The 25,211-nt window shown below is 67.3% G+C and carries 24 protein-coding genes and 2 pseudogenes; 12 read left to right on the top strand and 14 right to left on the bottom strand.

Annotated elements, in window-relative coordinates; all coding sequences use genetic code 11:
* Positions 1-72 precede the first annotated feature (72 nt).
* Together VXD91_RS16260 and VXD91_RS16255 are read left to right on the top strand one after the other, a co-directional pair.
* Positions 73-1,050, top strand: a complete 978-nt coding sequence (locus VXD91_RS16260; RefSeq protein WP_346415914.1) for a diiron oxygenase — start codon at positions 73-75, stop codon at positions 1,048-1,050.
* Positions 1,050-2,480 (top strand): FAD-dependent oxidoreductase, encoded by a 1,431-nt coding sequence (locus VXD91_RS16255; RefSeq protein ID WP_346415913.1) that lies wholly within the window; start codon positions 1,050-1,052, stop codon positions 2,478-2,480. Before VXD91_RS16260 ends, VXD91_RS16255 begins: the two co-directional genes overlap by 1 nt.
* Here VXD91_RS16255 and VXD91_RS16250 read toward each other — a convergent pair.
* A complete protein-coding gene (locus VXD91_RS16250; RefSeq protein ID WP_318987331.1) occupies positions 2,456-3,190 on the bottom strand; it encodes a TetR/AcrR family transcriptional regulator in 735 nt (244 codons plus the stop codon). The genes VXD91_RS16255 and VXD91_RS16250 overlap by 25 nt on opposite strands.
* Before the next feature lie 98 nt (positions 3,191-3,288).
* Between VXD91_RS16250 and VXD91_RS16245 the strand changes: the two are divergent.
* A pseudogene (locus tag VXD91_RS16245) lies at positions 3,289-3,852 on the top strand (carboxymuconolactone decarboxylase family protein); the annotation flags it as partial.
* 110 nt (positions 3,853-3,962) lie between these two features.
* Positions 3,963-4,754: a 3-oxo-5-alpha-steroid 4-dehydrogenase gene (locus tag VXD91_RS16240; protein WP_346415912.1), complete on the top strand. Its 792-nt coding sequence runs from the start codon at positions 3,963-3,965 to the stop codon at positions 4,752-4,754.
* Positions 4,755-4,797: 43 nt separating this feature from the next.
* Here VXD91_RS16240 and VXD91_RS16235 read toward each other — a convergent pair whose 3' ends face one another.
* Positions 4,798-5,703, bottom strand: coding sequence for a sigma-70 family RNA polymerase sigma factor (locus VXD91_RS16235; RefSeq protein WP_318987329.1), 906 nt, complete (start codon positions 5,701-5,703; stop codon positions 4,798-4,800).
* 82 nt (positions 5,704-5,785) lie between these two features.
* Between VXD91_RS16235 and VXD91_RS16230 the strand changes: the two genes are divergently transcribed.
* The 4 genes from VXD91_RS16230 (at position 5,786) to nagA (ending at position 11,104) form a co-directional block, all read left to right on the top strand.
* Positions 5,786-7,495, top strand: coding sequence for an APC family permease (locus tag VXD91_RS16230; protein WP_346415911.1), 1,710 nt, complete (start codon positions 5,786-5,788; stop codon positions 7,493-7,495).
* A 95-nt stretch (positions 7,496-7,590) separates the two neighbouring features.
* Positions 7,591-8,589, top strand: a complete 999-nt coding sequence (locus tag VXD91_RS16225; RefSeq protein ID WP_318987327.1) for an SMP-30/gluconolactonase/LRE family protein — start codon at positions 7,591-7,593, stop codon at positions 8,587-8,589.
* 96 nt (positions 8,590-8,685) lie between these two features.
* Entirely contained in the window at positions 8,686-9,933 is a 1,248-nt protein-coding gene (locus VXD91_RS16220; RefSeq protein ID WP_318987326.1) for a D-alanyl-D-alanine carboxypeptidase family protein, read from the top strand.
* Between the two features lie 13 nt (positions 9,934-9,946).
* A complete protein-coding gene (gene nagA / locus VXD91_RS16215) occupies positions 9,947-11,104 on the top strand; it encodes an N-acetylglucosamine-6-phosphate deacetylase (RefSeq protein WP_346415909.1) in 1,158 nt (385 codons plus the stop codon).
* Positions 11,105-11,264: 160 nt separating this feature from the next.
* On the opposite strand, the gene VXD91_RS16210 is transcribed toward nagA, so the two are convergent.
* The 6 genes from VXD91_RS16210 to VXD91_RS16185 are packed head-to-tail and all read right to left on the bottom strand — an operon-like array spanning position 11,265 to position 17,643.
* On the bottom strand, positions 11,265-12,830 hold the full coding sequence (locus VXD91_RS16210; protein WP_346415908.1) for a radical SAM protein: 1,566 nt from the start codon (positions 12,828-12,830) through the stop codon (positions 11,265-11,267).
* Positions 12,827-13,276 carry a hypothetical protein gene (locus VXD91_RS16205; protein WP_346415906.1) on the bottom strand — a complete coding sequence of 150 codons (450 nt, stop codon included), beginning with the start codon at positions 13,274-13,276 and terminating at the stop codon, positions 12,827-12,829. The genes VXD91_RS16210 and VXD91_RS16205 overlap by 4 nt, the downstream gene beginning before the upstream one ends.
* Positions 13,257-14,057, bottom strand: coding sequence for a prolipoprotein diacylglyceryl transferase family protein (locus VXD91_RS16200; RefSeq protein ID WP_346415916.1), 801 nt, complete (start codon positions 14,055-14,057; stop codon positions 13,257-13,259). The genes VXD91_RS16205 and VXD91_RS16200 overlap by 20 nt, the downstream gene beginning before the upstream one ends.
* 35 nt (positions 14,058-14,092) lie before the next feature.
* Positions 14,093-15,199 carry an NDMA-dependent alcohol dehydrogenase gene (locus VXD91_RS16195; protein ID WP_226519263.1) on the bottom strand — a complete coding sequence of 369 codons (1,107 nt, stop codon included), beginning with the start codon at positions 15,197-15,199 and terminating at the stop codon, positions 14,093-14,095.
* Positions 15,200-15,212: 13 nt separating this feature from the next.
* Positions 15,213-16,148 (bottom strand): alpha/beta hydrolase, encoded by a 936-nt coding sequence (locus VXD91_RS16190; RefSeq protein WP_226519264.1) that lies wholly within the window; start codon positions 16,146-16,148, stop codon positions 15,213-15,215.
* A 13-nt stretch (positions 16,149-16,161) separates the two neighbouring features.
* Complete coding sequence (locus tag VXD91_RS16185) at positions 16,162-17,643, bottom strand: NAD(P)/FAD-dependent oxidoreductase (protein WP_346415915.1); 1,482 nt, start codon at positions 17,641-17,643, stop codon at positions 16,162-16,164.
* A gap of 136 nt (positions 17,644-17,779) precedes the next feature.
* On the opposite strand from VXD91_RS16185, the gene VXD91_RS16180 reads away from it, so the two are divergent.
* A complete protein-coding gene (locus tag VXD91_RS16180; RefSeq protein WP_346415905.1) occupies positions 17,780-19,039 on the top strand; it encodes a helix-turn-helix domain-containing protein in 1,260 nt (419 codons plus the stop codon).
* Positions 19,040-19,042: 3 nt separating this feature from the next.
* On the opposite strand, the gene VXD91_RS16175 is transcribed toward VXD91_RS16180, so the two are convergent.
* Both VXD91_RS16175 and VXD91_RS16170 read right to left on the bottom strand, forming a co-directional pair.
* Complete coding sequence (locus tag VXD91_RS16175; protein WP_293023450.1) at positions 19,043-20,212, bottom strand: HAMP domain-containing sensor histidine kinase; 1,170 nt, start codon at positions 20,210-20,212, stop codon at positions 19,043-19,045.
* Complete coding sequence (locus VXD91_RS16170) at positions 20,167-20,877, bottom strand: response regulator transcription factor (RefSeq protein ID WP_293023447.1); 711 nt, start codon at positions 20,875-20,877, stop codon at positions 20,167-20,169. The genes VXD91_RS16175 and VXD91_RS16170 overlap by 46 nt, the downstream gene beginning before the upstream one ends.
* A gap of 165 nt (positions 20,878-21,042) precedes the next feature.
* Here VXD91_RS16170 and VXD91_RS16165 point away from each other — a divergent pair, with 165 nt between their 5' ends.
* The 3 genes from VXD91_RS16165 to VXD91_RS16155 are packed head-to-tail and all read left to right on the top strand — an operon-like array spanning position 21,043 to position 22,245.
* A complete protein-coding gene (locus VXD91_RS16165; RefSeq protein ID WP_346415904.1) occupies positions 21,043-21,501 on the top strand; it encodes a DM13 domain-containing protein in 459 nt (152 codons plus the stop codon).
* Positions 21,502-21,512: 11 nt separating this feature from the next.
* Positions 21,513-21,998 carry a hypothetical protein gene (locus VXD91_RS16160; protein ID WP_346415903.1) on the top strand — a complete coding sequence of 162 codons (486 nt, stop codon included), beginning with the start codon at positions 21,513-21,515 and terminating at the stop codon, positions 21,996-21,998.
* A 1-nt stretch (position 21,999) separates the two neighbouring features.
* Complete coding sequence (locus VXD91_RS16155) at positions 22,000-22,245, top strand: hypothetical protein (RefSeq protein ID WP_346415902.1); 246 nt, start codon at positions 22,000-22,002, stop codon at positions 22,243-22,245.
* Positions 22,246-22,265: 20 nt separating this feature from the next.
* Here VXD91_RS16155 and VXD91_RS16150 read toward each other — a convergent pair whose 3' ends face one another.
* From VXD91_RS16150 to VXD91_RS16135, 4 genes and pseudogenes are all read right to left on the bottom strand, one after another.
* Complete coding sequence (locus VXD91_RS16150; protein WP_346415901.1) at positions 22,266-23,360, bottom strand: NmrA family NAD(P)-binding protein; 1,095 nt, start codon at positions 23,358-23,360, stop codon at positions 22,266-22,268.
* A gap of 63 nt (positions 23,361-23,423) precedes the next feature.
* The gene (locus VXD91_RS16145; RefSeq protein WP_226519271.1) at positions 23,424-23,864 is read right to left on the bottom strand and encodes a MarR family winged helix-turn-helix transcriptional regulator; all 441 of its coding nucleotides are present in this window, start codon (positions 23,862-23,864) and stop codon (positions 23,424-23,426) included.
* Between the two features lie 51 nt (positions 23,865-23,915).
* The gene (gene yhjD, locus VXD91_RS16140; protein WP_138250171.1) at positions 23,916-24,944 is read right to left on the bottom strand and encodes an inner membrane protein YhjD; all 1,029 of its coding nucleotides are present in this window, start codon (positions 24,942-24,944) and stop codon (positions 23,916-23,918) included.
* Between the two features lie 75 nt (positions 24,945-25,019).
* A pseudogene (locus tag VXD91_RS16135) lies at positions 25,020-25,211 on the bottom strand (tryptophan--tRNA ligase); the annotation flags it as partial.

The following is a 25,211-nucleotide window of genomic DNA, read 5'->3' as shown; positions in this document are numbered from 1 at the left end:
GAAAACCTCGCGATCTTCTTCACGTTCGGCCCAGGTATTTACTGGGACCACTGTTCCCGGTAAATTGGAGACATGACTCAGGCAATGGAGCCCGGTTACCAGAATCTCCTCGACGTGCTGTCGGAAGGCTCGGTGCGGCGCCGCTTCGACCCCTACCTCGACATCCCGTGGGATGCCCCGGACATGCAGATCGACCTCAACGATCCGCGCTGGGTGCTGTCCCCGACCATCGACCCGCTGGGTGCCACCGAGTGGTACCAGAGCCAGCCGCTGGAGCGACAGATCGAGATCGGCCGCTGGCGGACGCTCAACACCGTCAAGGTGGGCGCGGCGTTCGAGAGCATCCTGATCCGCGGGCTGATGGCCTTCATCATGAAGCTGCCCAACAACTCCCCCGAGTTCCGGTACGCGCTCCACGAGATGACCGAAGAGTGCAACCACATCCAGATGTTCCAGGAACTGGTCAACCGCTCCGGTACCGATGTCCCGGGCATGCGGAAGCTGTTCTTCAAGCTGTCGCCGTACATCGGCCTGGTCGGCCAGTACTCGCCGACGGCGTTCATGGCCGGCATCCTCGCCGGCGAGGAGCCCATCGACCACTTCCAGAAGGGCATGATCCGCAACGGCGCCAACCTGCCGCCGGCAGTGCTGCGCACCATGCAGATTCACATCGCCGAGGAGGCCCGCCACATCTCGTGGGCCAACGAATTCCTCAAGACCCACATGCCCGAACGGTCGTGGCGGTTCAAGGCCTTCGCCACCGTCGCCTTCCCGCTGACGCTGCGCTGGCTGGCGCACGAGATCATGGGGTCGTCGAAGTCGTTCGGCAAGCAGTTCGACATCCCGGAAGACGTCATGCGGCAAGCCTTCTGGCGCAGCCCGCAGTCGCGGAAGATCATGGCGAGTTTCTTCGACGAGACCCGCGCGCTGGCCGAGGAGATCGGCCTGATGAACCGCGTCGGCCGCTGGATGTGGAAGCGCTGCGGCATCGCCGGTGAGACGGCCCGCTACCGCAGTGCACCCAACCGCGAGGCACAGTTGATCGCCTGATGCCCCACGTCATCACGCAGTCCTGCTGCAGCGACGCATCGTGCGTCTACGCCTGCCCGGTCAACTGCATTCATCCCACGCCCGACGAGCCCGACTTCCACACCGCCGAGATGCTGTACATCGATCCGGTGGAGTGCGTCGACTGCGGCGCGTGCGTGACGGCCTGCCCGGTCGACGCCATCAAGCACGACGGTTCGCTGGAGCCGACCGAGAAGGTCTTCCTCGAGCTCAACGCCGGCTTCTACAAGGAACCACGGCCCCGGCCGCTGCTGGCGCCCGTCGTTCCCCCGCTGCAGGTCCGCGCCCCCGGAGCCCTCAGCGTGGCCATCGTCGGGTCCGGCCCGGCGGCGATGTACGCGGCCGACGAAGTGCTGACCATCCCGGCCGCCCGCGTCCGGATGTACGAGCGGCTGCCCCAGGCCGGCGGTCTCGCCCGCTTCGGCGTGGCGCCGGATCACCGGCGTACCCGGGGCGTGTCCCGGCAGTTCGACACCATCACCGCCGACCCGCGGCTGGAGTTGGTGACCGGCGTCGAGATCGGCTCCGACATCACCCACCAGCAGCTGCTCGCCGAGCACGACGCCGTCATCTACGCCGTCGGCGCCTCGACGGATCGTCCACTGGATGTACCCGGAGCGAACCTGCCTGGCGTCAGCTCGGCCACCCGTTTCGTGGCGTGGTACAACGGCCATCCCGACTTCGCCGACGCCGTCTTCGACCTGTCGCAGCCGCGCGCGGTCGTCATCGGCAACGGCAACGTCGCGCTCGACGTCGCCCGGATTCTCACCACCGATCCGGACCGGCTGGCCGCCACCGACATCGCACCGCACGCATTGAAAGCCTTGCGGCAGAGCAAGATCGACGAAGTCGTGGTCGTCGGGCGACGGGGCCTCGCGCAGTCGGCGTTCACCGTGCCGGAGCTGGTCGGCCTGACGACGATGCCCGACGTCGACGTCGTCATCTCATCACAGGACCTGGCGTCACTGCCGGACACCGATGCGCGCGCCCGCATCCTGCGGGACCTGCCACGACGGCCCGGGAACCGCCGCATCCGGCTGGAGTACCTGCAGTCGCCCACCGCCATTGCGCGCACCACGGCCGGACTGGACATCGAGTTCGCCCGCAACGAACTGGTGGCGGCGGCTGACGGCACCATCAAGGTGAAGCCGACCGGCGACCTGCACACCGTCAATGCCGGACTGGTGCTCACGTCGATCGGCTACCGGGGACGGCCCGTGGCCGACCTGCCGTTCGACGCGGCGCGGGGCACCGTCCCCAATGACAGCGGTCGCGTCGACGGTGTCGCCGCGACCTACGTGACGGGCTGGATCAAACGCGGTCCGACAGGGTTCATCGGCACCAACAAGTCCTGCGCACAGGAGACCGTGCGCAGCCTGGTGGCCGACTACAACGCGGGGTTGTTGGCCTGACGGTTCGCCAGCGCGGCCACCACGGCGACGAGCGGCTCATCACGACTGACCTCGAACCCGATGGCCCGTGCGGCACCGTCGATGACGTACCACGTGAAGTCGGCGAGGTGCGCGATCATCTCGTCGCGGGTGTGCGTCGGTTCCGGCGTGCGCACCCAGGCGAACAGCGTCTCCTCGACCATGGTCACGATCGCCAGCGGGACCAGTTTGAACGCGCTGTCCTCGACGCCGATCGCCAACTGGATGGCGGCGATGATGCCGTCGGCGCGTTCGATGATGCGCAGCTTCAGCTCGCCGACGGCGTCGAGCGTCTCGTCCCCCTCGAACGACGGGCCACTGCGCGCGAATTCGTTGAGCCGCGGATGGTCGATCATCCAGTCCGCGACGGCCTCGATGGTGCGGGTCAGAATCTCGCGCAGCGAGCCGTCGGAGATGTCGAGCTTGCTGACCAGGACGGACCCGAAGTCGTCGATGAGGTACGACCGCACCCGCCGCTCGAGTTCCTCCTTGCCGGAGGTCTGCCGGTAGATCACCGACTTGGCGACGCCCGCGCGCTTGGCGATGGCGGCGACGGAGATGTCGGCGCCGGGCGGGCTCTCCTCGAGCAGTTCGATCATCGCCAGCAGGATCTGGGCCCGGCGTTCGGCGTTGTGCTGCTCCCACCGCGCCTCGTACCCACTCACCGAGGCAGAGTTCGGGGCCACAGACATGTGTCTTACGGTAGCCGCCGCCTTCTCATGTGATGCCCGCCACACCCCTGTCACACCTCGCGACGCTGTCTCGTCCAACCGGTATGACCACAACACCACGCATCGAACCCCTGCCCCCGCAACGCGCCGGCCTGCTGACCCGGCTCATGTACCGCTACGCCAAGCGTGAGTTCGGCGAGGTGCCCGAACCGTTCACGGTGGCGGCGCACCACCCGCGGCTGCTGGTCGCCAACGCCGTGCACGAGACCCTGCTCAAGAACGGCTCCAAGACGCTGCCCGACTCGGTCCGCGACCTCGCCGTCTTCTGGACCGCACGGACCGTGGGCTGCTCCTGGTGCGTCGACTTCGGCACCATGCTGATGCGCCTGGAGAGCCTGGATGTGGACCGGCTCAAGCACATCGACGATTACGCGACCTCGCCGCTGTTCACCGACGACGAGCGGGCCGCCATCGCCTACGCCGACGCGATGACCACCGATCCGCACAACGTGACCGATGAACAGGTCGACGATCTCAAGCGCCGGTTCGGCGAGGCCGGTGTCATCGAGCTGACCTATCAGATCGGCGTGGAGAACATGCGGTCCCGGATGTACGCGGCGCTCGGGATCACCGAGCAGGGCTTCAGCTCGGGCGACGCGTGCCGGGTGCCCTGGGAGGCCTAGCCCGAGCGAGCCGGGACTCTCGCTGGCCTCACGTCCTGGCCAGGTGGTAGAACACGTTACAGAAATGACGGCCTCGGCCGCCGAAACCGCCTGTTCAGCGAGGACTGCCCATGCACTGGTACACCGGCAACACGTTCTATGACACCGTGCTGACGGCGGCCTTCGCGTTCGCCGCGTTCGTGATCATCGGCGGTTTCTTCGCGCAGAGTTCCTACGGGCGGTTCTCGACGACGAAGCTCGGCTTGAACCTCAACCCGAAGCTCGGCTGGTGGCTGATGGAGATTCCGGCGACGGTCGTGTTCCTCATCAGCTACCTGGCCGGGCCGCACCGCTTCGAGCCGACGTCGCTGGTGCTGGCCGGGATCTGGCTGCTGCACTACGCCAACCGGGGCTGGTTCTTCCCGCTGGCGATCCGCCAGGCGCCCGGCAAGCGCGGCACCTTCAACGTGTCGGTGATCGTGATGGGCATGCTCGTGACGTCGATGCACGGCTACCTCAACGGGACCCTGTTCAGCCACGACTTCTTCGGGCAGTACACCACCGCGTGGCTGACCGACCCCCGGTTCCTGGTGGGGCTGGTGGTCTATCTGTGCGGCTTCGTGCTCCTGGTCAACTCCGAGTCGATCGTGCGAAACCTGCGCGACAAGAACAACCCCGGCGGTGCGGAGTACCGGATTCCGTTCGGCGGCGGTTTCCGGTTCGTCACCAGCCCGGCGTACCTGGGCGAGCTCATCGCGTGGTCCGGCTTCGCGCTGCTGACCTGGGCGCTGCCCGGGGTGGTCATCCTGTTGATCACCGCGGGCAATCTCATTCCCCGGGCGCTGGGCACCCATACCTGGTACCAGGAGAAGTTTCCCGAGTACCCGACCGACCGCAAGGCCCTGATCCCCTACGTGCTCTAGGGCCGTGCTCTAGGGCCGCTGATCAGACCGCAGCGGCGAGCCGCTAATCAGATCGCAGCGGTGACGCCGTGAACTTGTCCGGGTTCGCGATGTCCCACAGCGCGACGACCTTGCCGTCGCGCACCGTCATCGCGGTGACGCGCGGCAGCATCTCCGGATGCTCGCCGTCGGCCGGCAGGCCGGGGCTGTACGCACCGAGTTCGCCGTTGACGAGCGCCAGTTGCGACGTCGAAAGCCATTGCGGCCCATAACGTCTGGCCAGCCCGAACAGGAACCGGGCCACCTTGTCCGCGCCGACGATGGTGCGGGGCGCCGTCGGTGCCCGGCGGTTGGAGTCACCGGTGAACGTCGCATCGGGATGCAGCAGTTCGACGACGGCGGCCATGTCCCCGCCGGCGAGCGCGGCCATCAGCTTGCCGACGACCTCGTTGTGGCCGGCGTCGGGCGGTGGCGCCGGGGCCTCGGAGACGGCGCGCCGGGCCCGTGACGCGAGCTGGCGGGCACTCGCGTCGCTCACGCCGAGCACCGACGCGATCTCGGAGAACGGCACCGCGAAACCGTCGTGCAGGACGAAGGCCACGCGCTGGTCGGGTGTCAGCCGCTCCAGCACCACCATGGCGGCGAAGCGGGCGTCTTCGCCCGCGACCACCGCGGCCAATGGGTCGGACGCGTCGAATCCCGTCACCACCGGTTCGGGCAGCCACTCGCCGAAATAAGCCTCGCGGCGGTGCGCCGCGGAACGCAGCCGGTCCAGGCCGAGGCGGCTGACCACCGTCGTCAACCAGGCACGGGGCTCTTCGATCGACTCGACATCGGCGCTGTGCCAGCGCAACCAGGCGTCCTGCACGATGTCCTCGGCGTCGGCGTAGACACCGGTCAGCCGGTAGGCGACGGACAGCAGGTGCGGGCGTAACCGCTCGAATTCATCGGTGTCCTGCGCAGTGGTCACAAACACCAACCTACGACTCGGTGTTCGAGCGCGGCGAACCGTAGCATCTCATCGGCAATCAACCGGGATGAGCAGGGAGCAGATGACTACGACAGCGCCAGACATCGTCGCCCGAGACAAAGGCCTCAAACGGGGTGCCCTCGGTCTGGTGTCCAGCGTGGTGGTCGGGCTGGCGTCCACTGCTCCGGCATACAGTCTGGCGGCGACGCTCGGTCTGGTCATCGCCGCGGGCGGCACGCTCCTCGCCGGGGTCAAAGCGCCTGCGATCATGCTCATTTCGTTCGTGCCGATGTACCTCATCGCCGTCGCCTACCAGGAACTGAACAAGGCCGAGCCCGACTGCGGCACCACGTTCACGTGGGCGGCCCGGGCCTTCGGTCCCGTCGTCGGCTGGCTGGGCGGCTGGGGCATCATCGTCTCCGACGTCATTGTGATGGCCAATCTCGCGCAGATCGCCGGGTCGTACTCGTTCACGTTCGTTGGTGACCTCGGGTGGCATTCGGCCGCCGGTCTGGCGAACAGCACGCTGTGGTCGACGGTGGCAGGCGTCATCTGGATCGTGTTGATGACGTACATCTGCTACCGCGGCATCGAGGTGTCGGCCCGGCTGCAGTACGTGCTGCTGACGGTCGAGGTCGTCGTACTCATCGTGGTGTCGGTCGTGGCGCTGGTGAAGGTCTACACGCATCACGGTCATGCCTACTCGATCATGCCGTCGTGGTCCTGGTTCTGGCCTGGCGGAATGGATTTCGGCACGGTGATCGCCCCGGCGGTGCTGGCCACCATCTTCATCTACTGGGGTTGGGACACCGCGGTGGCGTGCAACGAGGAGTCCGACGATCCGGGCCGCACCCCCGGCCGCGCCGCCGTCATCTCGACGTTCCTGCTGCTGGCCACCTACGCGTTGGTCACCGTCTCGACCATCGCGTTCGCGGGCGTGGGCACCGAAGGCATCGGGCTGGGCAACCAGGAGAACGCCAAGGACGTGTTCACCGCCATCGGGCCATCATTGTTCGGGGACAGCGTGATCGGGAAGATCGGCATGCTGCTGCTGTCGGCGTCGATCCTGACCTCGGCGGCCGCCTCGACGCAGACCACCATCATGCCGACCGCACGTACCACCCTGTCCATGGGCGTATACCGGGCGCTGCCACAGAGTTTCGCAAAGATTCATCGCCAGTACCTGACACCCACCACGTCGACCATCGTGATGGGCGTGCTGTCGGTGCTGTGCTACGTGCTGTTCACTGCCATCAGCGCCGATCTGCTGACGGCGCTGATCGGTTCGGTCGGCCTGATGATCGCCTTCTACTACGCCCTGACCGGGTTCGCGTGCCTCTGGTTCTACCGAAAGACGTTGACCCGCAACGTGCGTGACTTCATGATGCGCGGCCTGCTGCCGTTGTTCGGCGGCATCACACTGTCGGTGGTGTTCGTCTACGGCCTGGTCCAGTACAGCAAGCCGGACTGGCTCAAGGACGAAAACCACCACAACGTCACCATTTTCGGGTTCGGCGCGGTGGGTGTGGTCGGCGTTGTCGGGTTGCTGCTCGGTGTGGTGCTGATGTTCGCATGGCGCGTCGCGCAGCCCGAGTACTTCCGTGGGCTGACGCTGCCGCGGCGCCATGACCTGGTGCTTGATACGCCGGCCTCCGTTCAGTCCGCACCGGCGCATTTCGGGTTGCCGGACTCCGGCGACATGCCGACGGTCATCGCCCCCGACCTGTCGAACCTGCCGCCCGGCGAGACGGCCGTGGACACGGCGACGGGCGAAGAGTTCCGTCGCGACTGACGGTCGCCCGGCAGGCAGTCGTGAAAACCCCGAATCCAAACGGAAATTGGAGGTTTTCCCGTCTGCCGACACGTAACAGGCGTTACCGTCTACACGTGCCGCACAAGCCACCCATCAACCCGGTGCGCTGGACCCCGCCGCCGGTCGACGCCCTGCCTGATTTCCCGTCCGCGGAACTCACCATCGTGCCGATGCCCGGCGATGCCCCCGAGGACGTGGTCGTCGGCGCCGACGGCGTGTTGTGGACCGGCCTGGTCGACGGGCGGATCGTGCGGGTCTCCCCCGACGGTGACACAGATGTGGTGGCCGATACCGGCGGCCGGCCGCTGGGGCTGCACGTCGCGCGGGACGGGCGACTGCTGGTCTGCGACAGCTACCGGGGGCTGCTGGCGCTGGATCCCGGCACCGGCGCCCTGGAGGTGCTGGTACCCGACATCGACGGCCGGCCCCTGCGCTTCTGCTCGAATGTCACCGAAACCGAAGACGGCACAATCTATTTCACCGAATCGACCAGTTCGTTCCATTACGAGCACTTCCGCGCCGCGATCCTCGAGGCCCGCGGCGACGGCGGCCTGTACAAGCTGGCGACCGACGGCACGGTCAGCACACTGCGCGAGGGCTTGTACTTCGCCAACGGCGTCACCGTCACCGCCGACGGCACCGCGCTGGTGTTCGCCGAGACGCAGGGGCGCCGGCTCTCGAAGTACTGGCTGTCGGGGCCACAGGCCGGCAGTATCACGCCGCTCGCGGTCAACCTGCCCGGCATGCCCGACAACATCTCGACGGGCGCCGACGGGCGAATCTGGGTCGCGTTCGTCACCCCGATCAACGCCGCCGCCGAGTGGCTCGCGCCGCGACCGACCATCCTGCGGCAGTTGGTGTGGCGTCTGCCGGACGCGCTGCAGCCGCAGATGGCGCTGGAGGTGTGGGCCGTCGCCTTCGATCCCGACAGCGGTGCCGCGGTCGCGGGCGTGCGCGGCCGGCACCGTCAGTTCGGACAGGTGACCGGACTCGTCGAGCACGACGGGCGGCTGTGGATGAGCTCCATCGGGGTGCCCGCCCTGGCGCACTGCGCGCTCCCCGAGCGCCGGTAGGCCCCGGTTAGCTAATTCACATTTGTAACTTCAACCCCACTTGTCACAGCGCGGCAACACGGGATCCGGTCATCCGTCACCTAATCTGGCGACACCATGGCGACCACCCGATCAACGTCACAGCGCGCTGCAGCCCTGGCAGCAGCGTTTTTCCTGGCGGCCGCACCGGCGTTGGCCTATGCCGAACCCGACCCGCCGGCCGCGGATCCATGCCCGTATCGGGTGAACACCCCGCCCGCGGTCGACCAGTCCGAGGTGCCCAAGGCGGGCGACCCGCCGGCTCCGATTCCCGTCCCGGCGACGCCGCTCGGCGGCGACCTGATGGGCAGCTGCGGCATCGTCGCCGCACCCGACATGCCACCACTACCCGGCGACGTCTCTGCTGACGCCTGGCTCCTGGCCGACCTCGACAGCGGCGACATCATCGCCGCCAAGGACCCGCACGGGCGCCACCGCCCGGCCAGCATCATCAAGGTGCTGATCGCGACGCAGGCGCTGCGTGAGCTGCCCATCAACAAGCGCGTCACCGGAACCCCGGAGGATGCTGCCGCCGAGGGCACGCGGGTCGGCGTCGACGACGGCGGCATCTACACCGTCAACGACCTGCTGCACGGCCTGCTCATGCACTCGGGCAACGACGCCGCGCACGCGCTGGCGATGCAGGTCGGCGGCATGGACACCGCGATCGAGAAGATCAACGACCTGGCGTCCAAGCTGGGCGGTCGCGACACCCGGGCGGCCACCCCGTCCGGCCTGGACGGCCCCGGCATGAGCACGTCGGCCTACGACATGGGCCTGTTCTACCGCTACGCCTGGCAGAACCCGACGTTCGCCTCGATCGTGGCGACGCAGAAGTACAACTTCCCCGGCCACCCGGCCAAGCCCGGCGAACCCGGCGACCACCCCGGCTACGAGCTGGAGAACGACAACAAGCTGCTCTACAACTACCCGGGCGCGCTCGGCGGCAAGACCGGGTACACCGACGACGCCGGGCAGACGTTCGTGGGCGCTGCCGATCGCGGCGGGCGCCGGCTGGTCGCGATCCTGCTGCACGGCACCCGCGTGCCGATCGCGCCGTGGGAGCAGGCCGCGCGTCTGCTGGACTACGGGTTCGCGACGCCGCCCGGCACCAAGGTCGGCACGCTGATCGAGCCGGACCCGTCGCTCACCCAGCGCAAGCCCGACGCCAAGCATCCCGCGGCCGCCCAGGCCTTCGACGGTCTGCCACCGGTCGACGCGGTGCCGATCCGCGTCGGGGTCGGCGTGGTCGGGTCCGCGGTGGTGCTCTCGCTGATGATGGCTGCCCGTTCGATCAATCGGCGCCCACAGCACTCCAACCGGTAGAGACTTACGGGCGATGACGCTCATCTCGGCCGGGACGGTGGTTCTCGGCGATTCCGTGTGCCGGCCCGGGTGGCTGGAGATCGATGGTGACCGCATCGTGGCGTGCGGCGGCGGCGCCCCGCCCCGCAGTGTCGACGTCGATTTTCCCGACGGTGTCGTGGTGCCGGGCTTCGTGGACATGCATGTGCATGGTGGCGGCGGCTTCTCCTACGGCACCGACGATCCGGGTGACGTGGTGCGGGCCGCCGAGTTTCATCGTGCCCACGGGACCACGACGACCCTGGCAAGTCTGGTCACGGCGGCGCCAGAGGTCCTGCTGGCGCAAATTCAGACGCTGGCCGACGCGGTGCGCGATGGCGTCGTCGCCGGGATTCATCTGGAGGGTCCGTGGCTCAGTTCGGCGCGCTGCGGTGCGCACGACGTAACGCAGTTACGGGAGCCCGACCCCGCGGAGATCGATGCCGTACTCGCCGCCGGCGACGGGGCCATCCGCATGGTCACGATCGCCCCCGAACTACCCCGCGCCGATGTCGCGATCGAACGGTTCGTCGACGCGGGAGTCATTGTGGCCGTGGGCCATACCGACGCCAGCTACGAAGAGACCAAAAGGGCACTGCAGCTGGGCGCCACCGTGGGCACGCATGTGTTCAACGGCATGCGCCCGCTCCATCACCGCGATCCGGGCCCGGCGCTGGCGCTGCTCGAGGACAGCCGGGTGACGGTGGAGCTCATCGCCGACGGCGTGCATCTCCATCCCGCGCTCGTGCACCAGGTGGCGGTCACCGCGGGCTCGGATCGCGTCGCACTGATCACCGATGCGATGGCGGCAGCCGGCATGCCCGACGGCACCTACCAACTGGGCGGGCTCGACGTCGAGGTCGCAGGCTCGGTGGCGCGGCTGCGCGAGCGGTCCACCATTGCGGGCGGTACGGCCACGATGGACACGTTGTTCCGGACGGCGGCAACGGGTTTGGAGGCGGCGTCGGATTCGGCGCTGCGGCACGCGGTGGCGATGACGGCGACGACGCCGGCGCGCACCCTCGGCTTCGACGACGTCGGCGAGTTACGGCCCGGCGCGTCCGCTGACTTGGTCGTGCTGGACCGGCAGCTGCAAGTGCAGGCGGTGGTGCGGCGCGGAGTGTGGTCGGCGAGTCGGGGCGCACCAGCCTGACTACGGCTTGTGCTGGCCAGATCCGAGCGGACGGAGAACACACCCGCTGGACACTGGACAAGCAATTGATCTCGGCGACTTGAGTGCGAACTGACGTCGCGAAGGTGCGAGTGGGCAGGTGCGCAGATTCGCAGTCAATGCCACAACCACGAGCCAACCCTCAAATCACCGTGAGCGGCAGCGCCTTTCCCAAATCAGTGCCCGCGGCGATCGACATCCGCTGACGCCCGAGCGCCGGCCACGCCTGTACCGCACAGAACGGCGCGCATTGGTCCTGGCTCGATCTGGTGCCGACGTGCACGCAGCACTGCACGAGACGTTCTTCGATCATGGTCGAGATGTCCATGAACGGTTTGACGGTGATGCGAACCACCCTCTCGCCCAACAGTTTCCGCACCCGGTTCTTTCCGCCCGGCAGGGCCGACGACGCCAGCGCCAGCAGCGTCGGCATGCCCAGATCGCAGTTCTGGCAGATGGTTCGCCACACGTCGCCGATCCCGGGATGCGACAGCGAGGACTGCTCGGACAACAACCCCAGGAGCGATTCCCGGACCGCCAGCTGCAGTTCCTGCGGCAGCTCGCTGTCGGCGATCCTGTTGGACACCAACCCGAGTCGTTCTTTGAGAATGTCATGGCCGATCAGCGACACCAGCGACCGCCAGTGCCCGGAATCGTCGCGCAGGACATAGCCGACCGAGCAGCAGTGCGGATGCGAGCACGGCAGCGCGGTGAGGTCCCGCCAGGTCACCAGGCCGGCGGTCTGCGGGCCGAGCCTGCTCAGCACACCGGTGTGTGTCAGCCGGTCGTGCGCGTCCAGGTTGCCCGACCGCCCCGAGCCGAACTGCGGCTGAATGGTGATACCGCCGACGTAGGGCGTATCCAGCGCCAGCTGCACCATGTCGCCGATCTCGTTGTCGTTGACGCCGAGCGCCGCGGCCATCACCAACGTGGTAAAAATCTGGCGCTCGGAAAGGCGCTGCAATGCCCGCGTTTTCAGCTTGCGGAGGTCGCCGCCGCGGTGGTGCCGGTGCGCCGTCTCGGACAGTCCGTCGTATTGCAGATACACCTCGACGCGGTGCCGGTGGCCGCTGAGCAGTTCGAGGAGGGCATCGTCCGTGGCGATCCGGATGCCATTGGTGTTGACCAGGATTCGGGTGATGGGCCGGCTGGTCAGTGCGTCGAGCAGTTCGGCCAGATCGGGATGCAGCGTCGGTTCCCCGCCGGAGAGCATCAGCACGTCGAGGCGCCCGTTCTCCCGGGCCAGCCGCTGATCGACATTGGCCAGCACGTCGGCGACGGGCACCACATTGCGCAGGTCGGGCGACGAGTCGGTGAAGCAGGTGGGGCACCGGAGGTTGCAGACCTCGGCGATGTCTTCGAGCAGGATGCAGGTGTGCTGGGTCTGCATCTCCGGCAGCCCGCGCAGATACGCCGACGGGATCGGATCGAAATTGCCTGCCACATCAGGCATGTGCGCCTTGGTCGGGGCGGTCCACTCCTCCAGGTACGCAAGGATCTCGGGGCTCTCGTCGTACAGAGTGCTGATCAGGCCATGTGCCGGGCAACCCCGCTCCAGCCACACCTTCCCGTCGCGCTCGACGAGCCGGCCGGCCAGTCGCGCCACATCGGCGAGCGGCCGTTCGGGAGCCTCGTGGTGACAGCGCGGGCAATAGGCCGTCACGTAGCGCAGGATGCGGTCACCGCGCAGACCCATGCCCGCCGTCATGTGTACATCGTCGGGTTGAGGCCGGTGCAGTATCCGACGGTCAGGATCGAGGTGAGGGCCCAGCCGATCATCAGGCCGAGGCCGAGCCCCTTGGACGCCGGGTTGCCGGTCTTCCACAGCGCGAATCCGCCCCCGAAGGCGACGAGTGCCAGCGCCACGGCACCCAACGCCAGCAGGAACTTCCCCTGATTGGCCATCATCACCGTGACGAAGCCGATGCCGACGTTGATCACCGGGAAGATGAGAATCCCGCTGATCACCCCGCCGACGGAGATCGCGTTGGGCTTCGGCGGCGGATAGCCGTACTGCGGGTACTGAGGGTATTGCGGGTACTGCGGCGGATATTGGGGGTATTGGGCGTATTGCGGGTGCTGGGGCGGGTTCTGGCCCGGCGGCACGCCGTCGCCGGGCTCGTCGTCCGGATAATCAATTGGCGGCTGGGACACGGTCGCCCTCCTTGTCTGCAGACGAAACCCGGTAGTAGCCGCGGCGGTAACCGCGCCACACCCGAAAACCCAAGAGCGCCAATGACGGCAGCAGCACCCATTGCGGCCGCGTCAGGTCCAGCCACACGGTCTCGTTGGCGCGCACGAATTCCACGAAGAAGCGGAACACGGCATAGGCCGCCACGTAGATGACGAACAGCTCGCCGGGATGGGTGATGCGCGGCCGCAGCCACATGAGCACCGCGAAAGCCGCCAACTGGAAAGCGATTTCGTATGCAAATGACGGGTGCATGGCGAGCCCGGCGACGCACCCCGGGCATTCGGGGGTACTGGCCGGCGCATGTACTCCCCAGGGCAGTGTCGTCGGGCGTCCGGGCGCCTCCGTCAGCAGGCAGCCGATTCTGCCGACGGCCATCCCGAGGGCGACCGCGGGCGCGAACAGGTCGCCCGTCTTGCCGCGATATCCGCCGAGCCGCTTGGCGATCAGCACGCCGAGGTAGGCACCGAGCAGTCCGCCGAGGATGCTCTTGGAGCCGTACTCCCACACCTGCGCGACAGTCGGGTTGGCGCTGAAATCGAGGTGGCGCGCCAACCCCGACGCCCGCATGCCGATCGCCCCGCCGACGAGGGCGCCGGTGACGGCCACCAGTGACTGTTCGTTCACCGCGCCGCGGCGGCGCGCCTCGTGGACGAACACGATCACGGCGGCCAGCACACCCAGCCCCACGAACAGACCGTGCACCGGCACCTGCACCGGTCCGATCTGCCACTGCGGGATCATTGCGATCACAGTGGCAAACCTACCGGCCGGAATCGTCAGTGCACGATGATCCCGCGAATGTTCTTGCCCTCCCGAAGGTCCTGATAGCCCTGGTTCACCTCTTCGAGGGTGTACCGCGTGGTCACCAGGTCGTCGAGTTGCAGCTGGCCGTCGTTGTACAGCCGCAGCAGACGGATGATGTCGTACTGCGGGTTGGCCGAGCCGAACAGCGAGCCACGAATGGTCTTCTCGAACAACGTCAGTTCCAGGCCCGAGACGTGAATCGTCAGCTTCTCGGGGTTGGCCATACCGATCACGACGACCGTCCCGCCCTTGCCGATGGCGCTGAAGGCCGACGTGACGACGTCCTCGTCGACGGTTCCGACGCAGATGATGGCCTGATCGGCGCCCTGCCCCCAGGACAGTTCGGTGATCTTCTCGGCGGCGGCCTCGGCGCTCGCGAAGACATGTGTCGCACCGAATTTCAGCGCGGTATCGCGTTTGAAGGGCACCGGGTCGATGGCCACGATGTATTTCGCTCCGGCATGCGCGGCACCCTGGACGGCGTTGATGCCGATGCCGCCGATGCCGTAGACGACGGTGATGTCGCCGGGCCGCACGTTGCCCGCGTAGGTGGCGCCGCCCCATCCGGTCGGGACACCACAGCCGACGAGGACGGCGGTCTCCAGCGGCAGCCAGTCGTCGATCTTGACCACCGAGTGTTGCGAGATGGTGGCCTTCTTGGCGAACGTGCCCAGCATGCACATGGCACCGAAATCCGTGCCGCCCTTGTGGAATCGGAACGAGCCGTCGGGCATGGAGCCCTCGAGGATGGTTGCGCCCATGTCGCACAGGGCCTGCCGACCGGTCGAGCAGTAGCGGCAGTGGCCGCAGCTGGGGATGAAGCTGCACACCACGTGGTCACCGGGCTTGACCTTGGTGACGCCGGGGCCGACGTCCTCGATGATGCCGGCGCCCTCGTGACCGCCGACGATGGGATAGCGCGGTGGGAGGTCACCGTCGGACAGGTGCAGATCAGAGTGGCACAGTCCGGCGGCGGTGTAATTGATCAGCACCTCGCCGGGGCCGGGACCGTCGAGGTCGAGTTCCATGATCTCGAAGGGCCTGCCGGGCTCCAGCAGGACGGCTGCGGTGGTCTTCATCGGTGTAACCCTTTCAGGCTGAGTGGTTGACGCGGTGGTGCCCGTGGGCCGGTGCCAGGTCGTGCTTGAGGAAGTCGAGCTGGTCGGCCAGAACCCGCTGCTGCCAGGGACCGTCGTAGAAATCGAGGTGGTCGGCGGGGTACTCGCGCAACTGCGCCCAGTACCCGGCGCGGCGGGCTGCCTTGCGCGCCGCGGCCGGCGGCGCGATGCGGTCGTCGGTGCCGGGCTGCACGAGGATCGGGCACGTCAGCTTTCCGGCTTTCGTAATCGGCCGGTTGAATGCGACGCCGAGGGCGTGCCGGCCGCGGACCTCGTTGCGCCACGTCGGCCCGGCTACCGGCAGCCAGGCCTCTTCCGAACCCGACGTGGCGATCACCGCGTTGGATCCGGGCTGTCCCACCACCGGCACCAGGTGCGACGGCCGCCCCAATGCGCTGCCGACAACGTCCCTCAGGGCGTTGACGGTGGAGCGCACCAGGTAGCCGGTCCCACAGGTACGACGCAGGTGCGCCAGGGTGGCCACCCCGTCGACGGCGGGATTCATCGAGATGACGGCCGCGATGCGCTGGTCCCGGGCCGCGACCGCGATGACGTGGCCGCCGGCGTACGAGGTGCCCCACAGCACGATCCGGTCCGGGTCCACCGCGGGCAGGTGCCGCGCCGCGGCGATCGCGGCGTGGTAGTCCTGCCGTTGGCGGGATATCGAAACATCCTGCCGCGGAGCGCCTTCGGACTCCCCGAAGCCCCGGTAGTCGAACACCAGCACGTCCAGTCCGGCGGCGGCGAAGGGCTCGCCGAAGCCGAGCAGCGCGGTGTCTTTCGTCCCGCTGAAACCGTGCGCCATCACCACACACGGACGGCCGGACTCCCCGGCGAGCGCATCGGTCGTGGCGGGCAGATGCCAAGCGGCGCAGCGGGATCCGTGGCTGTAGAAATCGAGCTGCTTCATGATCGGACTCTCTCTACGAGGCGTACGCGACGGTCTTGACGGACGAGAACCGCAGGCCCGGATCCTCGATGGGACCGTTGCGCAGTCGTTCGGCGTCCATCTCGTAGGCGTGTTTCACCAGCCATGAGCCTCTGTCGCCGCTGCGGGGGAACTGCTGGATACCGCGCTGGACATAGCCGGACGACAGGTCCATCAGCGGGCCGCGTGCCATGTCGGGGTTCTCCACCACGGGGACGACGACGTCGTGACCATGGGCGTCCATGTGGTCCAGCATCCGGCAGAAGTGCTCGCAGACCAGGTCGACCTTCAGAGTCCACGCGATGTTGGTGTATCCCATCGCGAACGCCATGTTGGGCACGTCGGAGACCATCATGGCCTTGTACACCGTGTGGTCGGGCGGGTTGAGCACCTGGCCGTCGACGCTCAGCGCGATCTTGCCGAACAGCGACATGTTCAAACCCGTTGCGGTGACGATGATGTCGGCCTCCAGCTCCTGCCCGGACTGCAGCAGGATGCCGCGCTCGGTGAAGCGCTCGATCTGATCGGTGACCACCGACGCCTTGCCGGTCCGGAACGCCTTGAACAAGTCGCCGTCGGGCACCATCGCCAGGCGCTGCTCCCACGGGTTGTAGTGCGGGGTGAAATGGGTGTCGACATCGAAGCCCTTGGGCAGCTGGCGGGCGACATTGGCGATCAACAGCTTTCGCATCACCGTCGGGTACTTCTGGCACAGCTTGTACAGCCCGCGGGCGGTCGCGATGTTCTTGCGCCGCACGATCGGGAAGGCACGCTCGTGGCCCAGCACCTTGTTGAGCGCGTTGGTGATCGGGTCGGCCGCCGGCACCGACAGCACATAGCTCGGCGAGCGCTGCAGCATCGTGATGTGGCCGGCCTGGTCCGCCATCGATGGGATCAGCGTCACTGCCGTTGCGCCGCTGCCGATCACGACGACCTTCTTGCCGGTGTAGTCCAGATCCGTCGGCCACAATTGCGGGTGGATCACCTGGCCGCGGAAGTCTTCCTTGCCGGGAAAGTCCGGGATGAACGGCTTCTCGTAGTCGTAGTAGCCGGTGCCGAGGAACAGGAATCGGCCGGTGAACGTCGTCGTATCCTCGCCCTGACCGGTGGTGACGGTCCAGCGCCCGGTGCCCGAATCGAAGTTCGCGTTCAGGACCCGTTGGCCGAACCGGATGTGCTCGTCGAGCCCGTTCTCGTCGACGGCCTGCTGTAGGTAGTCGAGGATGATGTGACCGTCGGCGATGGACTTGCGGTGGGTCCACGGCTTGAAGCCGAACCCGAAGGTGGGCATGTCGGAGTCCGAGCGGATGCCGGGGTACCGGTGCAGGCTCCAGGTGCCGCCGATGGTGTCGCGCCCCTCGATGATCAGGAACGACGTGCCCGGGCGGTTCGCCTTCAAGTGGTACGCCGCTCCGATGCCGGAGATCCCCGCCCCGATGATCAACACATCGACATCGCGCGTCTCGGACCGCTTCATTGAGGTGGACACTGTGACTCCTGATCGTTGGGAAGCGCTGTTGTGATGGCGCTAACGCTATGGATGCCACGAGACACAAAACAGGTGCGACGGCCCAGTGCTCGGCCCCCGATATGTGCAGGCGCATACTTCGTTGATGGCTGCCGAGACACCATCGCCTGAGGTCATCAACCTCATGGGCGACGTTGCCGAGCTGATGCTGGCCGAGATCGACGACCTGGTGGCCGAGATGGACGCCGCCGAGGTCGAGCTCTCCCCCGCCGCCGGTTCCGATGCCGCGGTGCTGGCGGACACCTCGGCCAGTAACCGCGCCAATGCCGTGCGCTTACTGTCGATGTTCGCCCGGCGCGACGCCAAGATGGCGCCCATCGACATCCCGCCAGAAGCACTCGACGTGGCCCGCACCGTGGCCCGGCGGGGGCTGGACCTCGACCTGATCTTCCAGTCTTACCGGCGCGGTCAGAACGTCGCGTGGAGTCGCTACCTGAAGCACGCCGCCCAGCTGGAGTCGACCGGCCCACTGCTTTTCGAATTGCTCGAAGTCGCTTCGGCGCGCATGTTCGAGTACGTCGACCACGTGGTCGCCGGCGTGATCGCCGCAGCGCAACGCGAACGCGAGGATGTACTCGGCGGGGCCATCGCCCGCCGCGCCGAAACGATCCGGCTCATCCTGGACGGCGCCGCCATCGACGCGGCGCGGGCCGGCGAACGCCTGGGATACGACCTGCGCCAGCGCCACACCGCACTGGTGCTGTGGACGCCGCCGCACGGCGACGTCCAGGGGGCACTCGAATCCGCTGCGGCGGTGCTGGCGCGGGCCGCGGGCACCCGCCCGCCGCTGACGTTGTCCGTCGGCCCGTCCACGTTGTGGGCCTGGCTGGGCAGCAGTTCCGAGCCCGCGGTCGATGCACTGTCTGACGCAATCGCGCAGGCGCAGAACCACATTCGCGTCGCGGTGGGGCCGACGCGGCCGGGCATCACCGGATTTCGCCGTTCCCACGAGGCGGCGCTGGCGATCCAGAGTCTGCTCGCCGGGCACCCCGGCGGCGCGCGAGTGGCCCTCTTCCGCGACCTCGAGGTCACCGCACTGGCGGCCCAGAACCCTGATCGCGCAGCCGAATTCGTCGCGGCAACGCTGGGACCCCTCGCGGAGGACACCCCGGCGGCAGCCCGCCTGCGCGACACCCTGCGGGTTTTCCTCGATGAGGCCGACAACGCTCCCCGCGCCGCCACACGGTTGCACACCCACCGCAACACCGTGTTGCAGCGGGTGGCCCGGGCTACCGAACTGCTGGGATACCAGCCCGGGGAGCGGCGGCTCGCGATGGAACTCGCGCTGGAACTGGCGCACCAGCTCGGCCCGAGGGTGCTGACCGCGCCGCCGCCGGGCGCCTAGCCGTCACGTCGTCGGAAGCGTCACATCCAGCCGGAATCCGCCGGGTACGTGGGCGGCGGACACCTGCCCGCCGTGCGCCTCGACGATGCCCCGCACGATGGCCAGACCGATGCCGGCGCCCGACCCGTCGGCCTCCGGGGTACGGGCCTGCGTACCGCGCCACCCCATGTCGAACATGCGCCCGAGATCGTGCGACTGCACGCCGGGCCCCTGGTCCAGCACCGTGAGCACGATCCGGTCGCCCTCGAGCCGCTGTGCCGAAACCTCGATCTCGGAATGCTCCGGAGCGTGCCGGATGCTGTTGACCAGCAGGTTCGCCACCACCCGGGACAGCTCTCCGGCATCGGCATTCAGCACCACGTCGGCCATGCCCGCATGCGTGATGCGGATGCCGCGGGTGGCCGCGAGGGCCTGCATGTCGGACACGACATCGGACACGAGGTCCAGGAGCACCACCGGCTCCTTGCTGAGCTTGAGCATGCCGCTCTGGATCTTGGACAATTCGAACAGTCCGTCGACCATGCTGTTGACCGAGTCCACCTGATCGCGGATCTGCCGGATGTAGTCGGCCGGGTCGTCGACCACGCCTTCCTCGAGCGCTTCGGCCATCACGCGCATCCCGGCCAATGGTGTCCGCAGGTCGTGCGAAACCCAGGCGACCAGCTGCCGCCGGGACTGATCCAGCTGCTCGACTTCCGCACGGGCAGCGGCCAATTGCGCCGATGACTGCGCAAGCTGGCTGGACAGTTCGGCGAATTCCCTTGAGCTGTCGATGTCCGCCGTGACGATTTCACCGCTGCCGATCTGTTGCGCGGCACGTTGCAGCCGGGCCAGCGACCGCCGCAGCCGGCGCAGCATGAACCCGGCGGCGAGGCCGGCCATGAGCGCCGAGATGGCGAGCACCGCCAGCAGCACCTGCAGATCGTGCGATGACAGGTACATCTCGATCGAGATGGCGACCGTGGAGGCGACAATCGCGACGATGGTCGCGCAGATCAGGACCGACACCTGCGTCCCGATGGACCCGCGCCGGTTGAGTTGCATGACGAGGACGGCCGCGCCGGTGGCCACCGACGTACAGATCAGGGCCGTCACCGCGATGATGACGAGGTCCACCGCACCGAGGATCACGACGACCGCCCCGACGGCGTGAATCGGTATCCCGTGCCCCATTCGGTGCGTAGATAGACGGGGTCGCGCGGGTCGGCTTCGATCTTCTCGCGGAGTCGCCGGATGTGCACCGTCACCGTCGATGCGTCGCCGGTACTCCAGCCCCATACTTCCCGCAGCATCTCGTCGCGGGAGACGACGCGGTCGGGGTTCTTGAGCAGGAAGAGCAGGAGCTCGTATTCGCGTGCGGTCAGCTCGACATCGGCGCCGCCGCAGGTGATCCGGCGCATCGTCGGGTCGATCCGGAACCGGCCGACGACGAACGGGGCGAGCGGCGACTGGTGGGAGACCCTGTGCCGCAACAGTTTCGAAATGCGCAGTTGCAGTTCACGGAGCGCGAACGGCTTGGCCAGGTAGTCGTCGGCGCCGAGCTCGAGGCCGTCGATCCGGTGCCCACTCGCACCGAGCGCGGTCAGCATGATCACCGGAACATCCGAGCGGGTGCGGATCTCGCGCAGCAGGTCGTCACCCGACAGCCCCGGCAGCATGCGGTCGAGCACCAGTACGTCAGGCGTCGAGCGTTGCACGGCGTCCCGCGCGGTTTCCCCGTCGGAGAACTCGTCGATCCGAAAACCTTTGGCGCGCAGGTACGCCGCCACCGCAGTCCGCACCCGCTGGTCGTCTTCGACCAGCACGACGTGCGCTCCGCCGCCGTCGTCGGAACTCACGGGCGCATCCACATCGCACCTCTCATGGTGCTGAGCCTAGACAGCCGGCGGCGTGACGGGCCGGTTCTTACGGTTCTGAAATGTTTGTCGAATGCGCGACGGATGCTCCCTAACTTCATCGGCGACGGGGTGATCGGCACCCCACGACGCTCGAAGGAGTTCCACATGGTCATCAAGCCGATCGCAGCGACAGCAGCTGCGGTGTTCGCGCTGATGCTCACCGCGTGCGGTGCGAACGAGATGAAGTCGGCCGGTTCATCCAGCCCCTCCAGTTCCGCCATGTCGTCCACCATGACGTCCGCGATGACCTCATCGAGCGCGGCAGCTCGCACGGGCCACTTCACCGGCCTCAATGGCAAGCACGTCGCCGGTATGGCGTCCGTCAGCGGTATGAATCTCGAATTCACCGACTTCTCCTCCGACGAGGGCCCGGACCTGCACGTGTACCTGACCAAGGGCTCCACCGAGTCCGATGTCGCCGCGGGTAAGGAGATCGCCGCCATCAAGTTCGATCAGGCCACCCAGTCGTTCCCGCTGACCGGCATCGACACCATGGGCTACACCACCGTCGTCATCCACTGCGACAAGGCGAAGGCAGTCTTCGGCGCTGCCTCGCTGATGTGATGACCGGTCTGATGACCACCCGCGCACTGACCACGCGCGACCGCGCCGACCTGGCCGCGTCGATACTCTTCGGCGCGGTCCGGGTCGGGCTCGGACTGCTGTGGCTCCACGAGGGCTATGTGAAGTTCCGGGCGCACTTCGGGCGCGCGGACATCCTGCTCGTCGTCGACGGCGCGTCGGCGAATTCGCGTGTGCCGGAGTACTTTCGCTTCGTGGCCGAGCACCTGCTGCGGCCGACGGCAGACCTGGCCGGCCTGATGACGCCGCTGACCGAAGTGGCACTGGGGCTGGTCCTGGTGCTCGGAGTGTTCAGCACGCTGTCCGCGGCCGTATCCGCGGGATTGCTTGCGGTCTATTGGAGTTCGGACCAGCTCATCGCGCAGTACCCGATCATGGCGCTGCTCAGTGTGGGCGTCCTTGTCGGACAAGGATATTCGAACCGCTGGACGATCATGACGCTGGTGCGCCGGCGATCGGCACAGCAGGAAGAGGGATGAGATGAAAGCAGCAGTCGCCGGATCGGCGATGGCGGCATTGGCCGCCATCGTGATGTTCCAAGCGCCGACGGCGTCGGCGGCGTCGGCCGATGGGGTGATCAACGACCTGCGGGCCGCGGGGTATCTGGTGCAACTCAATCAGACACCGACGGCACCGCTGACGGCCTGCACGGTCGGCAGCGTGCGCACGCTGGAGGGCGGCACACCGTCGGCCCTCGTCGACATCGTGTGCCCGGACGGCTGCTGACGGCGGCGTGCCGACCGGGATCAGAGCTTTCCGGTGCGCAGGTCTTGGCTGCTCTTCAGAACGGCCGAGTCCAGACTCCAGTTCTGCGGCTGCACCCGCTCCCAGAGGCTGCCCTTCCCGGCCGCCTTGCCGAGTTCGTCCTCACGCCGGAACCACTGCTCGGCGCTGCGGATCCGGTTGGGGTGGATTTCGTCCAGCAGCGCGTAGTTCCGCTCGATGATGCCGTCTTTCCACAAGTTCCAGAAACCGGTGAAGTTGGCTCGAAATGTCATGGTGCTCGGGTCATCCGGGGCCGCGTTGTATCCGGCAGGGGTATCGGCGACGCCGCCGAGCGGCCCCTGCCAGTACGCGTCGATGTCCGTGTCGACGTATCGGGCGGGATGCCCGGTGACCGCTTCGAACGCCCGGGCAAGCTCGCGATACGAGATGTGGTCGATGGCCACCTCGAGGTCCATGCCGTTGGACCTGTCGGTGTTGTCGAAGAGCCAGCGCACGTAGTAGCCGCAATCCTCAAGGGAGACGTGGGGCATCGCACCGTCGCCGAGTGGCACGCGCCAGGTGACGACGCCGTCCTCCACACTCGGTGCCATCGGCGTCAGGGGCGAGATCGTCATTTCGATGTACGGGCCCGACGTGAAGATGGCAGCGCCCATCCGGGCCGAATTCGCCTGATTCTGCAGCAGGATCCATTCGGCGATGCGCCCCTTGCCGTCGTAGTGCCCGACGCGGTACTTCGAGTCGTAGCCGGCTTTCTTGAGCCCGTAGTCGAGGTTCCCGTACACGAAGAACCTGATGCCTTCTTCGATGGCGATCTCGTAAGCGCGCATCGCCCAATACATCTCGGTCTTCTCGCCGGTGTTGAATCCGTCGATGTTGACGAATGCACCGTCGCATTCGCGGAAGCCTTCTCGCAGGACGGCTTCATCGGTGAAGGTCCCTTCGAGTGCCGAGATGCCGCCCAATTGGAGCAACGACTTGGCCCGGGCACTCGTGGCGTCACGAGTGAGAAATCGAACGGCATACTTGCCGTCGGCAACGAGGGCGCGGGCGACAGGAAGTCCCTGGGCCCCGGTCGCGCCGATCATGAAAATCTTCGACGTGGGATGTGACATCACAGCTCCTCTATTTGATGTATATACAACATTTGGGCATTGACGGCGGCCGACCTCAACGATTTCCTAGTCGCCGGACGACAAACCGACGCTGGTCGCGAGGGACCGGACCGCCGTGACGCCGCCGGCACCCAGCAGTTCGGCAGCCCGGCGCTGCGCCTGCCGCCATGCCGGCATGACGGTCTCGATCTTCTTGCGACCCGACGCGGTCAGCACGACCTCACGCACACCCTTGGCGTTCACCGACACCGCCTCCACCCAACCGTGTTTCATCAACAGGCTCAGATTGCGACTGACGGTCGACCGCTCCAACTGCAGCACCTCACCGATCCGGGCCGGCGAGCACGGGCCGATCTTCCCCAGCGCCGCCAGGAGATTGATCTGGGCGATGCTGACGCCATGTTCTTCGAGGGCGTGGTCATACAGGCTCGTCACCGCCCGGCCGAGTAACCGGACGCGGACCGCCAGGCAGTTACCGGCGATCTCATCGACAGCGGCGTTGGCCATGCCACCATTGTTGCATATACACCATCACCCGGCAATGGACCGGCGCCGGAGCTACCCCCTGCGCCGTCGCACCAGCCGCGAAAGACTCAGCCCACCGAGCAGACCCACGGCCGCGCCCACCGCCACGCTGTTCGCGTCGACGCCCTCGCGCTCGCGGTAGCGGGTGACGATCGCAGCCGGTCCGGGCGGCGCCACCGGGGCCAGCGCCATGGTGTCCGCGGCAGTTGCCGCCCACGCGGTCGAGAACAGGATCAGCCGTGCGGTGATGTAGGCGAACACCATCAGACCCAACACGGGACCGAATGTGGCACCGGCCGGGCCGTGCATGACGGTCCGCAGGTAGATCGAAGCGACCTGCTTGAACAGTTCGAAGCCCACCGCGGCGATCAGCGCCGCACGGGCCGAGCTGCGCAAGCTGACCTTTTCCCGCGGCAGCCGGGCGATGATCCAGGTGAACATGAGCCACGCCACGAGGAACGACACCGTCAGCGACGCCACCCGCAGCAGCACGCCGAGACCCGGCACGTGGCCGACGCCGAACCAGTGCAGGACCGTCGTCATCAATCCGGTGTCACCCAGGGCGGTCAGGCCGATCGTGACGACGATGGCCAGGAATGCCGAGACCAGCGCCAGCAGATCGGACAGCTTGGTGCCCACCCAGCCGTCGGGTTCGCTCTGTTGCTCCCACATCTCGGTGAGGGCCTTGCGCAGATTGGCCATCCAGCCGAGGCCGGCCCACGCCGCGGTCGCCAGGCCGATGACGCCGACCGACGTGCGCGATTTCACGGCCGAGTCCATCAAGCCGACCAGCTGATTTCCGAAGTCGCCCGCGACGGCGGACCGGATGTGCACCTCGAGCTCAGCCAACAGATCCGGGCGGGAGGCCAGCACGAAACCACCCACGGCAAAACCGACCATGAGCAGCGGGAACAGCGCGAACACTGTGAAGTATGTGATGCCGGCGGCGTAGAAGTCGCCGTTGCAGTCCTGGTAGCGGTCCTGGGCCCGCATGATCCGATCCAGCCACGGATGCCGCTGACGCAGTCGGTCGAGTAGGCCCGGCTGGTCCGAGTCGGTCATTTTCGGCAAACCCCCTTGTCTGCCGAAAAGCCTAGTGTGCGACGCCGCGGGTGTCCCGGCGCGGCGTCCACAACGTCAGCGCAGACGCGGCAGGAAGCCCAGTCGGTCGTTGACGCGCTGCAGCGTCTTGAACGCCACCTGCTCGGCGCGCTCGGCACCGGTGGCCAGCACCGATTCCAGTTCGGCCGGATCGGCCAGCAGCTCGTCGACCCGGTTCTTGATCGGGGTGACGTACTCGACGACGGCTTCGGCGGTTTCCTTCTTCAG

The sequence above is a fragment of the Mycobacterium sp. SM3041 genome, assembly GCF_039668335.1.
Lineage (GTDB): Bacteria > Actinomycetota > Actinomycetes > Mycobacteriales > Mycobacteriaceae > Mycobacterium.
The sequence above is the reverse complement of the archived record's forward strand: the minus strand, read 5'-3'. Positions and strand labels throughout refer to the sequence as shown.

Excerpts from the sequence above, each read along its gene's own strand:
- VXD91_RS16175 (WP_293023450.1), bottom strand. The coding sequence starts at position 20,212 with ATGGGGCACGGGATACCGATTCACGCCGTCGGGGCGGTCGTCGTGATC.
- VXD91_RS16190 (WP_226519264.1), bottom strand. The coding sequence starts at position 16,148 with ATGAAGCAGCTCGATTTCTACAGCCACGGATCCCGCTGCGCCGCTTGG.
- VXD91_RS16230 (WP_346415911.1), top strand. The coding sequence starts at position 5,786 with ATGACTACGACAGCGCCAGACATCGTCGCCCGAGACAAAGGCCTCAAA.
- VXD91_RS16185 (WP_346415915.1), bottom strand. The coding sequence starts at position 17,643 with ATGAAGCGGTCCGAGACGCGCGATGTCGATGTGTTGATCATCGGGGCG.
- VXD91_RS16165 (WP_346415904.1), top strand. The coding sequence starts at position 21,043 with ATGGTCATCAAGCCGATCGCAGCGACAGCAGCTGCGGTGTTCGCGCTG.
- VXD91_RS16250 (WP_318987331.1), bottom strand. The coding sequence starts at position 3,190 with ATGTCTGTGGCCCCGAACTCTGCCTCGGTGAGTGGGTACGAGGCGCGG.
- VXD91_RS16145 (WP_226519271.1), bottom strand. The coding sequence starts at position 23,864 with ATGGCCAACGCCGCTGTCGATGAGATCGCCGGTAACTGCCTGGCGGTC.
- VXD91_RS16260 (WP_346415914.1), top strand. The coding sequence starts at position 73 with ATGACTCAGGCAATGGAGCCCGGTTACCAGAATCTCCTCGACGTGCTG.
- VXD91_RS16220 (WP_318987326.1), top strand. The coding sequence starts at position 8,686 with ATGGCGACCACCCGATCAACGTCACAGCGCGCTGCAGCCCTGGCAGCA.
- VXD91_RS16240 (WP_346415912.1), top strand. The coding sequence starts at position 3,963 with ATGCACTGGTACACCGGCAACACGTTCTATGACACCGTGCTGACGGCG.
- VXD91_RS16155 (WP_346415902.1), top strand. The coding sequence starts at position 22,000 with ATGAAAGCAGCAGTCGCCGGATCGGCGATGGCGGCATTGGCCGCCATC.
- VXD91_RS16160 (WP_346415903.1), top strand. The coding sequence starts at position 21,513 with ATGACCACCCGCGCACTGACCACGCGCGACCGCGCCGACCTGGCCGCG.
- VXD91_RS16255 (WP_346415913.1), top strand. The coding sequence starts at position 1,050 with ATGCCCCACGTCATCACGCAGTCCTGCTGCAGCGACGCATCGTGCGTC.
- nagA (WP_346415909.1), top strand. The coding sequence starts at position 9,947 with ATGACGCTCATCTCGGCCGGGACGGTGGTTCTCGGCGATTCCGTGTGC.
- VXD91_RS16180 (WP_346415905.1), top strand. The coding sequence starts at position 17,780 with ATGGCTGCCGAGACACCATCGCCTGAGGTCATCAACCTCATGGGCGAC.
- VXD91_RS16195 (WP_226519263.1), bottom strand. The coding sequence starts at position 15,199 with ATGAAGACCACCGCAGCCGTCCTGCTGGAGCCCGGCAGGCCCTTCGAG.
- VXD91_RS16200 (WP_346415916.1), bottom strand. The coding sequence starts at position 14,057 with ATGATCCCGCAGTGGCAGATCGGACCGGTGCAGGTGCCGGTGCACGGT.
- yhjD (WP_138250171.1), bottom strand. The coding sequence starts at position 24,944 with ATGACCGACTCGGACCAGCCGGGCCTACTCGACCGACTGCGTCAGCGG.
- VXD91_RS16210 (WP_346415908.1), bottom strand. The coding sequence starts at position 12,830 with ATGACGGCGGGCATGGGTCTGCGCGGTGACCGCATCCTGCGCTACGTG.